Origin of the sequence: Mucilaginibacter pallidiroseus, from assembly GCF_007846085.1 — a bacterium.
GTDB classification, from domain to species: Bacteria; Bacteroidota; Bacteroidia; order Sphingobacteriales; family Sphingobacteriaceae; genus Mucilaginibacter; species Mucilaginibacter pallidiroseus.
The window spans coordinates 453497-466778 of sequence record NZ_VOEJ01000003.1; the positions used below are offsets into that span (position 1 = coordinate 453497).

Consider the following 13282-nt stretch of genomic DNA (forward strand, 5'->3'; position numbering starts at 1 on the left):
AGTTTTGTTTTTATGGGCACACCACAGTGCTAAAACCCTTTTTTGCGGGTTATACCCGGCTTGCGTTTACTGCTTCTTTTTTCGGCCGGTAAATTGTCGTCATCAACGCTGTAGTTTCTGGCCATGCGGGCTATGCGCTCTTCCATGGTTTCGGTTGTGAGGCGTTCGCGGCCGAGGCTGTCAACCATTATTGGGAAGGCAAAAGGCGTAGGGCGCTCAATAGTTTTTAAAACAATGCTTTGCGTTTGTATGCGCTGAAGGGCCATCCGCAACCTGAATTCTTCTAACTGAAAAGCGAGGGCCTCATTATAAGCCTGCCTCACCAGCAGGTTATCCGGTTCATACTCGTTAAATACCTCGAACAATAATGAGGTTGATGCCTGCAAGTGCTTGTTTTTAACCTGTGCTCCAGGGTAGCCTGTAAACACCAAACCGCCAATATGCGCAATATCCCTGAAACGTCTGCGTGCCATTTCATTGGCGTTGAGGCTGCTTTGGATATCGGCTATCAGGTTATCGATGGAGAAAAAGGCAACATCTTCCAGCGCTTCTTCAATAGGTATATCTTCGTCGGCCAGCAGCTCAAAGCCATAATCATTCATGGCGATTGAAAAGCTTGCCGGCTTTATTTTTGCAATACGGTACGCCAGTAGCGACGCCATCCCCTCGTGAACCAACCTGCCCTCGAAAGGGTAAAAAAGCAGATGATGACCTTCTTTTGATTTAAATGATTCAATCAAAAACTCATGGCTCTGTGGCAGGTGCGATAGCTTTGCCTGCAAATCAAACAACGGTTTTAGGGATTTTACTTCGATATCCCGCTCTATGCCATGCGCTACCTCATCAAGCTTTTCCCTGAACACTGCCGATAGCTGCGACGACAGCGGCATGCGCCCGCCGGCCCAGCTTGGAATAAGTCCTTTGGTAGCCTTTGATTTTTTAACGTAGGCCGTCATGTCTTTTATTTTCACAAACTCGAGGCTGCGGCCGGCAAACCAAAAGGTATTACCAGGTTTAAGCTTGCTGATAAAACCTTCTTCAAGCGTGCCCAGGCTGCCCCCGCTAAGCCAACTCACACGGATGCTCAGTTCGCTTGTTATGGTGCCAATGCTCAACCTGTGGCGCATGGCCACCCGTCGGTTGTTTACTTTAAAAACGCCGTTCTCCAATTCAACCTTTAAAAACTCGTCGTATTGGGCAAGGGTTTTGCCGCCGCTCACTATAAAATCGAGTAGTTGGTTGTATTCTTCGCGACGCAAATCGGCAAAGGCAAAAGTTGATTTAATTTCCTTAAATAACTCGTCGGCCGTAAACCCGTCAGACACAGCCAGCGTAACCATGTACTGTATAAGCACATCAAAGGTAAGCAACATAGGGTCGCGGCTTTCAAAGATGCCGTTTTGTATGGCCTGCTTAAGCGCGGCACCTTCTAAAAGTTCCAGTGAGTGTGTAGGTACATAGTATGCCTTTGATATAGCACCTGGATGGTGCCCGCTACGCCCCGCACGCTGCATAAAACGCGCTACTCCTTTTGGGCTGCCCACCTGTACAACGGTATCAACCGGGCGAAAATCTACACCAAGATCCAGGCTTGAGGTACAAACCACTACCTTGAGCGCTTCGGCATGCAGGGCAGCTTCTACCCAGTTACGTAGCTCATTATCAAGCGAGCCATGGTGCATAGCCATGATGCCTGCATATTCGGGGTAATTATCAATAATGGCGTGGTACCAGATCTCGGCCTGCGACCGCGTGTTGGTAAATATAAGCGTTGTTTTACTCTTGGCTACCAGTTCCATAACCTGCGGCAGCAGTTTTACTCCGATGTGCCCTGCCCATGAATAGCTTTCAATGTTAGGTGGAATTACCGACTCAATCTCAAGCCGCTTTTGGATATTGGCCCTAACCATTTTGATCTGCTCAGGCGGGAAATCATTGCCTAATAATACTTCAGCCGCCTGCTCCAGATTGCCAATGGTAGCACTGATGCCCCAAATGCGCAGACGGTTGTTTGCAATCTGCAGTTGGTTTGCTGGAATTAATTCAGCTGCTTTTTTATTTTTGACCTTTGGTTTTTGGCTTTCGGTATCTAACTGCTCACTGCTTTCTGATAACTGCAAACGCGAGAGTACTTTAAGTTTACTCAGTCCTAATTCAACCTGTACGCCGCGTTTGGTGCCAAGCAACTCGTGCCATTCATCGCAAACAACTACCTGCAGGTTTTTAAATACTTTAGGATATTCCTTTTGGGCCAGCATAAGGTGCAGGCTCTCGGGAGTAGTAAGTAAAACTTCAGGGAGCTTCCGCTTAAGTGCGGCCTTTTCGGCGGCAGATGTATCCCCCGTACGGGTCATTACGCGCCATGGCAGGCCCAATTCGTCGCAGGCTTCCTGCATGGCCTTGCGTATATCATTTGTAAGCGCCCGTAGCGGGGTTATCCATAGCATAAGCAGACCGTTATTTTGCCTGGACAAATAAGTGTCGGGATAGCGATTTATATAGTCGGCTAGGAAAGGAAGAAACAGGGCATAAGTTTTTCCACTGCCTGTAGGGGCATTTAATAAACCCGAGTAGCCAGCCAGGTAGGTTGCTTCCATTTCCTTTTGAAAGGGAAACTGTTTCCACTGCTTACGCTTGTACCATTCCTGTATAACTTTCGGCCCTTTATTATTCATTTATCTGCTAACAATATAACCTGTTCGCGGTTATAATCAATCAACCGCTAATGTTATAAATTGTTATATAAATGAATAAAGCTAAATATTTGATTGTACTGGCACTGGCACTATCTGCCATGGCCTGCAAAAAGCGAAAAGCGATAAACTTTAACGTACAACATGTTGACAGTGCCATTAAAGCCGACAGCCTGAAAGCCCTTGGTAAAACAGATACGTCAGAAATGCCCGGAGATGCCAAAATACCGCTTGCCCAGCTAATTGTACCGGGATCAAGCCTCGGGCAATCAACCATAAATGAATCATCAGAGAATATTTATAAGCGACTTGGTAAGCCAGACGCCGGAGATGCCGCTATGGGCAAAAGCACTGCGATATGGTATGCCGATCATGATACCACCAAATACGCTACGCAAATGTACTTCTCGCGCGATATGGGTAACGATGATGCAGCACGGTTAAAGCACGTACGTGTAACATCGCCTGCGTTTAAAATAAACAACTCACTGTACGTTGGCCAGCCGCTTAAGCCGGCCATGGAAAAATACAATCTTGTAAAGGTTGGTACATTTGGCCATCGTGGCAATGTGTATACCCTTTATGACGATAAAAAAGCGGGTGTAGCTTTTGATGTCGACGGTGCGGGGAATATTAGTGGTATTACTGTACATGAGCCGGGGCGTGATGTGAAGGCAACCTACCTGCCCTTTTTCAATAATCTTAAAGCCATGTAAATAAAATAAAGCGCCGATTGGCGCTTTATTTATTTTTAGTTATTTGGTTGGTGTCGGGGCAGCCTTTTCAGGCATCAATATCAGCTTAATCAAGTTTTTACCACTCAGGTATTTTATCGCTGTTTCCTTGGTGCTTTGCGGCGTTACCTGCGACAGGTTTTGAACATAGTTTAATATGCGCTGCGGATCCTGTCCGTTTTGCGAAGCTGCTGTTAAATAAGCCGACCAAAATGCATTTTCTTTCAACTGCACCTGGGTTGAGCGTGCCTGCTCGGCAGCAAACTTTTGTATATCAACAGCTGTTGCGCCGGTTTGCTTAAGCTTACTTATCTCATCCATAGTTGCAGCAACAAGCTTATCAACATTCTCCGGTGCACAGCTAAAGTAGATATTAACGCTGTAGCGGGCCTCCGGTATTTTAGAGTAATTTATCCTAACTCCGGGTGCGTAAGTACTGCTCTCCTGTTCGCGCAGGCGCTCGGTAAGTTTTATGTTGAGCACTTCTTCAAGCGCATCCATCTGCAAATTGTTGGCCTCGTTGTAGTCGTACTCGCCGCTATACACAATTTGCACAGTACTTTTTTCGCCAACACCTTTGTTAACCGTTTTGTTGATAACCCCCGCCATTGGGTGTATACCCAAATTTTTGAAAGTTTCTTTTTTATTTGTTGACGGCAACGCTCCTAAATAAGCCTCAAGGAAAGGTTTTATTTCATCAACCGTAAAGTTACCGGTAAAAGTAAAGGTGTAGTTTGATGCATCAGCAAAGCGATCTTTGTAGAAACTGTAAGCCTTGTCAAGCGTAGCGGCATTCAGTCTCTCGGTAGTAGTAACCATAGCCCTGAAATTATTATTGTTCATTACCGCCGATACTGTGTCCTGAAATACGCTGCCCGGATCCAGACCGCGGGTGGCCAATAAAGAACGTGTTTGGTTGATATTACCCTTCCATACATCTGCATCTTTACGCGGTTGGGTAAAGTAAAGGTATATCAGCTGCATAGCAGTCTCAAAATCGCCCGGTGACGCGCTTGCGTTTATGCCCGATGCAAAATCGCTGATGTAAGGCGTTACATGTACGTTTTTATCGGCAAGGAGCTTATCAAGCTGCCCCTGGTTAATTTTACCAATGCCGCTGTTTACAATTATCGGGGCAGCCAGGTTGGCCGAGGTAAAGTCCTGATCGCTTGCCAGCGATGTGCCGCCAAAACTATAACCTGTTATCAGGATTTGGTTTTTTTTAAATTGAGTAGGCTTAAGTACTACTTTAACCCCATTACCAAGCGTTAACATAGTGGTGCCAATAGCATCATTATTTGTTTCGCTAACCACTTTCGTGCCTTCCGGCGCTTTTTCCATCAACGGCTCGCTGGTTACGTTATCTACATAGGCAGTAACATTCTTGCCTGCAGTGGCCAGCCAATCCATTACCGTTTTTTCGGCAGGTAGTTTTTCTTTCTCGCTGTCCGGGCCCTCAATAAGTACAACCCGGTTTTGGTCGGTTATCAGTTTTGCGGCAAGGGCGTTCATGTCTGCAACAGATACCTTGTTGATATTTTCTGCATAGAACTTGTACTCGTAATCGGCGCCGGGAGATGCCTCACCAACTAAAAAGTGCCTTTGGTATTCACGCACAAAATTGGATGAGTTGGTTTTAAAGCGCTCGTAATAATTGTTTTGTACCTGTACCAAAGCTGCCTGTTTGGCTCTTTCCAGCTCGGTTAACGTAAAGCCGAACCTGCGGGCGCGTTCGGTCTCGCCTACTATGGTTTTAAAGGCATTTTCAAGATCACCCGGTTTTGCAATAACAACCGTTGTAAAAGCATCCTGCTTGCCTACAAAACTACCGTATGATGATTTTCCGTACAAAAACGGCGGCTCGGGCTTTTGGCGCAACTCATTTAAACGTTCGCCTATCATGTAGTTGAGCAGGTTAATGCGCATTTGTGTCATAAACCCAGTGGTTGTTTTCACTACCGTTTGCGGGTGCTTAACAACAATTTGCGCCATTGTATAAGGGAACTCCTTATCAGTAGCTATCTTCACAACAGTACCCGGTGCAGGCGGCACGTCATAATCAGCACGCGGTTTAGGCGCGGCCGGGTTTTGCAGCTTGCTAAAATTATCCTTTATCAACTGCTCAACCTGTTTTACATCAAAATCGCCAACGGCAATTACTGCCTGCAGGTTAGGGCGATACCAGTCTTGGTAAAAGCTTTTTATAGTAGCCGCATCAAAGTTTTTAATAACAGCTTCCTTGCCTATAGGCAGGCGCGAAGCATAGCGCGAGTTATTGAGTAATACAGGCAGTGTTTGCTGGCTAAGGCGTTCCTGGGCATTACGGCCACGCAGGCGCTCTTCTTCAAGCACTACACCACGCTCCTTGTCAATTTCGGCTTGGTCAAACGTTACGTAGCCTGCCCAGTTAGCCAAAATATTAAAGCCTTTTGCAAAAACGGCGGCGCTATCTGTTGGAACAGGCAGTTGGTAAACCGTTTCATCAAAAGATGTATAGGCATTTAAATCTGCCCCAAAACGTACGCCCGAGCGCTGAAGAAAGTTAACCAAAGCATTTTTAGGATAATCTTTAGTTCCATTAAATGCCATATGCTCGGTAAAGTGAGCAAGACCTTGTTGGGCATCGGTTTCCAGCAATGATCCAACTTTATTTACCAGGTAGAGTTCGGCGCGGTTTTTTGGCTGCTCGTTATGGCGTATGTAATAAGTAAGCCCATTGGGTAGTTTACCAATCAGCACATCTTTGTCCATTGGCAATACAGTACCGGTAGTAACAGCCGCCTGTGCAGAAACAGGTTTTGATTTGGGTGATGGGGTAGGTTTCCGTTTTACCTGCGCAAATGCGCTTCCCGCCACGGTAAGCAATGCCAGGGCGGTTACAGAAATATTCCTGTTAAAGTTCATAAATTAATTAGGGTAAAATATAATCAATGCAATAAACGAATTTATTAGTTATAAATTACGTTATTGCTCTTTAAATGCATCCTGCATCATTTTCTCCAGTTCCGATTGGTGGCTTTGCACGGCCAGCTGGCCCATCTCTGCGCCCTTTTGCAGCAGTATGGGTTGCTTGCTGTTTAGTTTTTTGCCAAGCGGCGTGTTGTAGAAAGCGGTAAGGTCTTTAAGTTCTTTTTCGGTAAACTCTTTGGCATACAAAACGGCCATTTGATCTTTAAGCAACTCCCAGCTGATGTATTTTGCCATAAATGCGTTCATCACGGTAACAAATTTTGCGCGTTGTGCTTCCGGGATGCGGCCACTGGCCTGGTTAAGCATAGTGGCCATGTTTTGTTTGTAAAGCGTATCTGCACGGGCGGCTGTAAGTAAATCGTCGGCAGCTTTAAGATGCGAGGGGGTTATGTTTTGCGCCTTTACCGATACACATAAAAACATAGCCGCCGCAGCAAAAAAGTATTTGAGCTTCATAAAATCAGATCTTGATAAAAATCTTCCTAAGATACAACACCCACATTATGAGCCATAACAATATCACAATAAAAATTGCAGCAACCAGCGAAGCATTTACCGGCGAAAAGTATGGTTCGAACAAAAGCTGGTAAAAGTTTTTACCGCCTATTTTTATCATATACAGGTAGTGCGGCATAATGCCCGACAGGACGTAGGCTGTTATAGCATTTGCCCCAAAAACCACAAAAGGATAGGTAAAGCGTTTTTTGCCCTGCACATCAATAAGCCAATAGCAAATGGCCAGGCCAATAGTAGCCAGGCCGCCGGTATATAAAACGAAAGAGCTTGTCCAGAGCGCCTTATTTATAGGGAAAAACAAGTCCCAAAACAATGCTATTATTACGGCAATAATACCATAGGTAAACATCCAGCTTACTTTTACGCTTTCATCCCGGTCTTTGCGTTTTAGCCATGTACCTACCCGCATACCAAAGAGTCCGGTACCCAAGGCAGGCAGTGTACCCAGCAGGCCTTCAGGGTCCCAGGTTCGCGATGATTTCCAAAGATGGTCTGGCGTTAAAATGGTGCGGTCTATCCATGCGCCCAGGTTTGTTTCGGGCTCAAGGTTGGCATAGCCTACGCCGGGTACAGGTACAAAGGTCATTAACAAATAATAGCCTATCAATGCAGCAGCAAACACCCAGTCGCGTGTTTGCTCAGATGTTTTTAGGTAAAGTACGGTGCAAATAAAATATACCAGTGCTATGCGGGGCAATACACCCGGCAGGCGTAAGTGGGCTAAGTCAAAATTCCATCGTAACAGTAATTGTGTGGCCCAGGTTATCAGCATTAGGATAATGGTGCGCCTTAAAGCAGTCAAAATTATGCTGCCCTGGTTTGCGCCATTTGTCTTTTTACTTTCCATGGCATATACAATGGACACGCCTACCATGAACAGGAAAAAAGGGAATATTAAATCGGTAGGGGTGCAGCCGTTCCACTCCGAGTGTTCGAGCGGGGTGTAAATGTGGCCCCAGTCGCCGGGGTTGTTTACAAGCGTCATGGCGGCTATAGTAAGCCCACGAAAAACGTCAAGGCTTAATAGTCGTACTTTGTTAGATGTGTGGATGGGGGCGGCAGGCATTGCAAATGTTTAGAGAGATATGATAATCCGATTATTACGTTACCGCAATGTATCATATCTCCCTGTTTTTTGCAATGGCAGTTATTACTGGTTTTTATTAAACCATTCTCCAAATTTAAGGAAGGTTTGGTTGGCGGCTGCAATTACTACTGCTTCCTGCTCGGGGTTTTTTGCCTGATGGTCAAGCGCATCTTTAAATATGTTCCACATGCGTTCGGTATCGTCGCCATAGCTGGCAAAAAAACTCAGAGCATCCGGGCCAATATTTAGTTGTTGCTGCATCATTTTACTGATGATCTTTCCGCCCAAGGTAGAGCCTTCAATTACATACAAAGCACCCAACGCTTCCAAATGATTATTTATAGCAGGCAAAGCATCACCATCTGCTTTGGCAGGAATACCTGCACCAAGCGCTTGCAGGTCATCGGCTATAGCCTGGGTTTTGCGCCGTTCGGCATTATCGGGCAGCAGGTTAGGGTCGATAACCTTATTGATATTCATTTCCAGCCCGCCAAAGTATCCGTAAAAAAGCTTTAGCAGATCGGCATATTGTGCAGCCGAGCGTACGGCCTTAAGCTTTCCAACCAATGCTTTCTCAAGTATTTGATGATTGGTTTTAGTGGCCTCTTTTAATTTTTCTGATAGCATAGCAAATGTTTGGTGTAAATGTACTATCAGAACGCTAAACGTTGCTGCTTTTTTGCAAACTGAAAAAATAAAAAGATGTATCGTCTTAAAAACTTGCTAATTAAAATAATAATATTTAGCATTGTGTATTATTGACACAAAGATGTTAACAGTGTTATAAACCAATTAATTAAGCGCAACCAGCGCTTGCACCTAAAAATTATTATGAAAAAATATTTAATGCTGATGGCGCTATTGCCTTCGGTTGCTTTGGCGCAGAGCCAGTTTACCGAAAACCGGGTTGGCGATGTTGTTTTTATAAACAATACCGGTGGCCAAAAATTGGGTTATTCGTCAAAATCGGGAGTTAAAATACTGACGGTTGACGGCAAGGCTTTTAAAGACCTGAACAAAAACGGCAAACTGGATAAGTACGAAGACTGGCGCCTGCCTGTTGACGTGCGCGCCAGGGATTTGGCCAGCCAAATGAGCGTTGAGCAAATTGCCGGTTTAATGCTTTACAGCCGCCACCAAATGATACCAACTATGCCGGTAGGTCCGTTTGCGGGCCTCTACAATGGCAAATCTTTTACTGAAAGCGGTGCTGCCGCGTATGACCTGTCTGACCAACAAAAGGCCTTCTTGAAAGATGACAATGTACGGCATGTGCTTATAACATCAGTGCAAAGCCCTGAAGTTGCTGCAAAGTGGAACAATAATGCACAAGCTTACGTGGAAAGTTTGGGCCTTGGCATACCGGCCAATAACAGTTCGGACCCACGCCATGGCACGGTTGCCAATGCGGAGTTTAACGCAGGGGCCGGTGGCGCTATATCTATGTGGCCGGGTTCGTTGGGTTTGGCAGCAACGTTCGACCCATCTGTTACCTTAAACTTTGGTAAAATAGCGGGCCAGGAATACCGGGCCTTGGGTATTGCAACCGCCCTATCGCCACAGGTTGATATTGCTACCGACCCGCGTTGGAACCGCTTCAGCGGTACATTTGGTGAAAATCCGCAGCTGGCGGCTGATATGGCAAGGGCGTATGTAGATGGCTTCCAAACGTCAACCGGAAATAATGAAATTGCCAATGGCTGGGGTTACGTAAGCGTAAATGCAATGGTTAAACACTGGCCGGGCGGCGGCGCCGGCGAAGGCGGGCGCGATGCGCATTATGGTTTTGGCAAATATGCCGTTTACCCCGGTAACAACTTCGATCAGCACCTGATACCCTTTACACAGGGCGCGTTTAAACTGAATGGCAAAACGGGTATGGCTTCAGCTGTAATGCCATATTACACAATCAGCTATAATCAGGATAAAAAGAACCACGAGAATGTAGCCAACAACTACAATAAATATATTATAACCGACTTGCTGCGTAATAAATACAAATACGATGGCGTGGTATGTACCGATTGGCTTGTTACAGGTGACGAAACAGTTGTAAACAGCTTCCTCTCAGGTAAATCATGGGGCGTTGAAAAGCTGACCGTCGCGCAGCGTCACTATAAAATACTAATGGCCGGGGTTGACCAGTTTGGCGGTAATAACGATATGAAGCCTGTTTTAGAAGCTTACCAAATGGGCGTTAAAGAGCACGGCGAAAAATTTATGCGTGCAAGATTTGAGCAGTCGGCCCTCCGCTTACTGCGCAATGTGTTCCGCACCGGCTTATTTGAAAACCCTTACCTGGACCCGCAAGTAACCAAAAGCACTGTAGGCAAACCAGAGTTTATGGATGCAGGCTACCAGGCGCAGCTTAAATCCATCGTGATGCTGAAGAACAAAGGTGGTGTGTTGCCTTTACAAGCAGGTAAAACTGTTTATGTGCCGAAGAAATTTACGCCTGCAGGCAAAAACTTTTTAGGCATTCCTCACCCCGAAAAAACGGAGTACCCGGTTAATATGGATATCGTTAAAAAATATTTCAAAGTAACCGAGAACCCTGACGAGGCCGACTATGCGCTTGTATTTATAGAAAGCCCTATTGGACATGGCGGATATAACGAGGAAGACGCCAAGAACGGCGGTAATGGCTACCTGCCCGTGTCATTACAATACGGCGCCTACAAAGCCGAAACTGCCCGCGCTACCAGCATTGCCGGTGGCGACCCGCTTGAGAAATTTACCAACCGCAGTTATAAAGATAAAACTGAAACATCAACTAATGTAACAGATCTGGCCATGGTAAATGATACCTATGCAAAAATGAAAGGCAGGCCGGTTATTGTATCAATAAACATCAATAACCCTATGGTAATGGCCGAGTTTGAAAAGCAGGCCAGCGCAATAATAGGTGACTTCGGCGTACAAGGCCAGGCCAGCCTGGATATTTTAACCGGTAAAGCAGAGCCATCGGCCTTATTGCCATTACAGATGCCTGTTAATATGAAAACGGTTGAAGCCCAATACGAAGACGTTCCGCATGATATGAAATGCTACACTGATAGCGAGGGTCACGTTTATGATTTTGGCTACGGCTTAAATTGGAAAGGCGTTATCAAAGATGCGCGCACTACTAAATATGTTAAGGCACTGCCAAAAATGTAATTGCACACACACACACTTAATCAACTATATGGGGCGCAGGGATTATTTCCTTGTGCCCTTTTTATTAGTAAAGTACTTCTTATTTGTGTGCAGTAGATACCGGCTTGCTGCCGGGCTTAACAAAGGTATTTAAAATAACTGCTATAAGCACCACCCCTATACAACCTATCGCATTGAACCAAAGGTAGGCCACTACATCAAAATAACCGCACAGGCACACTATAGCTTCTGTTATGATAGCGGCGATGAAAATCGCTGTTCCGCTTATTCTTTTTAAGAAAAATGCTACCATAAAAACGCCGAGCATAGTGCCATAAATGTATGACCCTAATTGATTAACGGCTTCTAACAGGTTGCCTATTTTGCTGGCATAAAGTGCCATGCCAATACATACCAATCCCCAAAAAACGGTTAACCAGCGTGATGCAGTTACATATTCCTCATCAGATGCCTCTTTATTGATCATCCTTTTATAAATATCGATAACACTTGTTGATGCCAGCGAATTGAGTGCGCTTGCTGTCGACCCCATGGATGCGAGGAAGATGATGGCAATAAGTAGCCCTATTAATCCTTTGGGTAAGTATTGGGTTACGAAGCTTAGAAAGATGTAGTTGGTATCATCGGCATTAGCTTTATCATTATTTTTTTTGATGAGGGCAACGGCCTGTTTTCGTAGTGTATCTGTTTGCGCTTTTGATTTGTTCAGGTCGATTTTAGCGGATGATATCGCCTGCTCACTTCCTTCGTCTATGGCCTTGATAAGCATCTGGGCCTTTGCCTTTTTTTGCTCGAAAGCGGTATTGTACTCAGTTTCTATCCTGTTGTATTCAGCTCCATAAGGGCTTTGCTTAACCTGGCTTACCTCATAGCTGTTAAAAAATACCGGCGGGCGATTAAACTGGTAAAAGCTGAACACCAGCACACCCACCAGCAATATCAAAAACTGCATGGGTATTTTTAGCAACCCGTTCATGATGAGGCCTAGGCGGCTTTGGCCTTCGCTGCTACCGGTTAGATATCGGCCAACCTGGCTTTGATCTGTACCAAAATAGGCTAGCTGCAAAAAGAAACCGCCAATAATTCCGCTCCAGATATTGTAACGATTGCTCGCATCAAACTTCCAGTCGATTACGTTCATGCGCCCCATGTTGCCTGCAAGTTTCACGGAATCTATAAAGCCGACATCCTTTGGCAGCAGTGCAACCACAAATGCACCCGCGGCAAACATGCCTAAAAAAATGATGCTCATTTGTAGCAGTTGCGTGTAGGATACGGCTCTGCTGCCCCCGTAAACGGTATAAAAAAGCACCAGCCCACCAATAAAAAGCGTAGTGTAAGTAATATCAATATGCAATATACCCGAAAGGATAACAGATGGCGCGTAAATGGTTATCCCCGTTGAAAGGCCGCGCTGAACAAGGAACAATAACGAAGTAAGAACGCGTGTCTTTAAGTCGAAACGCTGTTCCAGATACTCGTAAGCGGTATAAACCTTTAGCCTGTGAAAAATGGGGACAAAGGTTGTGCATAGCACAATCATGGCCAGTGGCAGCCCAAAGTAAAACTGTACAAAACGCATCCCGTCGCTATAGGCCTGCCCTGGTGCCGACAGGAAGGTAATAGCACTGGCCTGGGTAGCCATAACCGACAGGCCCACATGGTACCAGGGTAACGAGCGGCTGCCCGTAAACTGATCAATGTTTTTGCTGCGCCCGCTTTTATAAACGCCGTAGGCCACAATGGCCAGCAGCGTAAAAGCTAAAACTATCCAGTCGGTTAAACTCATTCAAAAAATTTTGTAATGAGCCAAAATATAAAAATTAAAAAAACCAGCCATACAACCACAAGGATGTAAAACTGGTTCCAGTTCTTAAAAAAAGCGGGGAGGCTGTCCTGGTTAGACTTCCTCACGGCCACGCACCAAAAATTTGATGAATAGCGCTGCTGTAAGTAAACCAAAAACACCGCCTACTGGTATCCATATGAAGCCTCTTTCAACAATGGCACCTACAAAAAGGCCGCTTATCATTGCTACCAGGTAAAATATGTAATCATAGCTTTTTTGCTCTTTTTGGTGTGGATGGTGATGGTGTGACATATCTTTATATATTATATATTCC

General features: G+C 45.4%; 9 protein-coding genes. 2 read left to right on the forward strand and 7 right to left on the reverse strand.

The features are described from left to right. Positions 1–29: 29 nt before the first annotated feature. Positions 30–2675, reverse strand: a complete 2646-nt coding sequence (locus FPZ43_RS09010; RefSeq protein ID WP_146381532.1) for a ligase-associated DNA damage response DEXH box helicase — start codon at positions 2673–2675, stop codon at positions 30–32. 71 nt (positions 2676–2746) lie between these two features. On the opposite strand from FPZ43_RS09010, the gene FPZ43_RS09015 reads away from it, so the two are divergent. Further along, positions 2747–3409, forward strand: a complete 663-nt coding sequence (locus tag FPZ43_RS09015; RefSeq protein WP_146381533.1) for a hypothetical protein — start codon at positions 2747–2749, stop codon at positions 3407–3409. Between the two features lie 39 nt (positions 3410–3448). Here FPZ43_RS09015 and FPZ43_RS09020 read toward each other — a convergent pair whose 3' ends face one another. The 4 genes from FPZ43_RS09020 to FPZ43_RS09035 form a co-directional block, all read right to left on the reverse strand. Next, positions 3449–6331: a M16 family metallopeptidase gene (locus FPZ43_RS09020; protein ID WP_146381534.1), complete on the reverse strand. Its 2883-nt coding sequence runs from the start codon at positions 6329–6331 to the stop codon at positions 3449–3451. Between the two features lie 60 nt (positions 6332–6391). After that, positions 6392–6853: a DUF2059 domain-containing protein gene (locus FPZ43_RS09025; protein WP_146381535.1), complete on the reverse strand. Its 462-nt coding sequence runs from the start codon at positions 6851–6853 to the stop codon at positions 6392–6394. A 4-nt stretch (positions 6854–6857) separates the two neighbouring features. After that, positions 6858–7979, reverse strand: coding sequence for an acyltransferase family protein (locus tag FPZ43_RS09030; protein WP_146381536.1), 1122 nt, complete (start codon positions 7977–7979; stop codon positions 6858–6860). An 84-nt stretch (positions 7980–8063) separates the two neighbouring features. Then, entirely contained in the window at positions 8064–8627 is a 564-nt protein-coding gene (locus FPZ43_RS09035) for a biliverdin-producing heme oxygenase (RefSeq protein ID WP_146381537.1), read from the reverse strand. Positions 8628–8831: 204 nt separating this feature from the next. Here FPZ43_RS09035 and FPZ43_RS09040 point away from each other — a divergent pair, with 204 nt between their 5' ends. After that, positions 8832–11159 (forward strand): glycoside hydrolase family 3 protein, encoded by a 2328-nt coding sequence (locus FPZ43_RS09040; protein WP_146381538.1) that lies wholly within the window; start codon positions 8832–8834, stop codon positions 11157–11159. Positions 11160–11238: 79 nt separating this feature from the next. On the opposite strand, the gene FPZ43_RS09045 is transcribed toward FPZ43_RS09040, so the two are convergent. Together FPZ43_RS09045 and FPZ43_RS09050 are read right to left on the reverse strand one after the other, a co-directional pair. Beyond that, positions 11239–12948 (reverse strand): sodium:solute symporter, encoded by a 1710-nt coding sequence (locus FPZ43_RS09045; RefSeq protein ID WP_146381539.1) that lies wholly within the window; start codon positions 12946–12948, stop codon positions 11239–11241. A 111-nt stretch (positions 12949–13059) separates the two neighbouring features. Further along, a complete protein-coding gene (locus FPZ43_RS09050) occupies positions 13060–13260 on the reverse strand; it encodes a hypothetical protein (protein WP_146381540.1) in 201 nt (66 codons plus the stop codon). Positions 13261–13282: the final 22 nt, after the last annotated feature.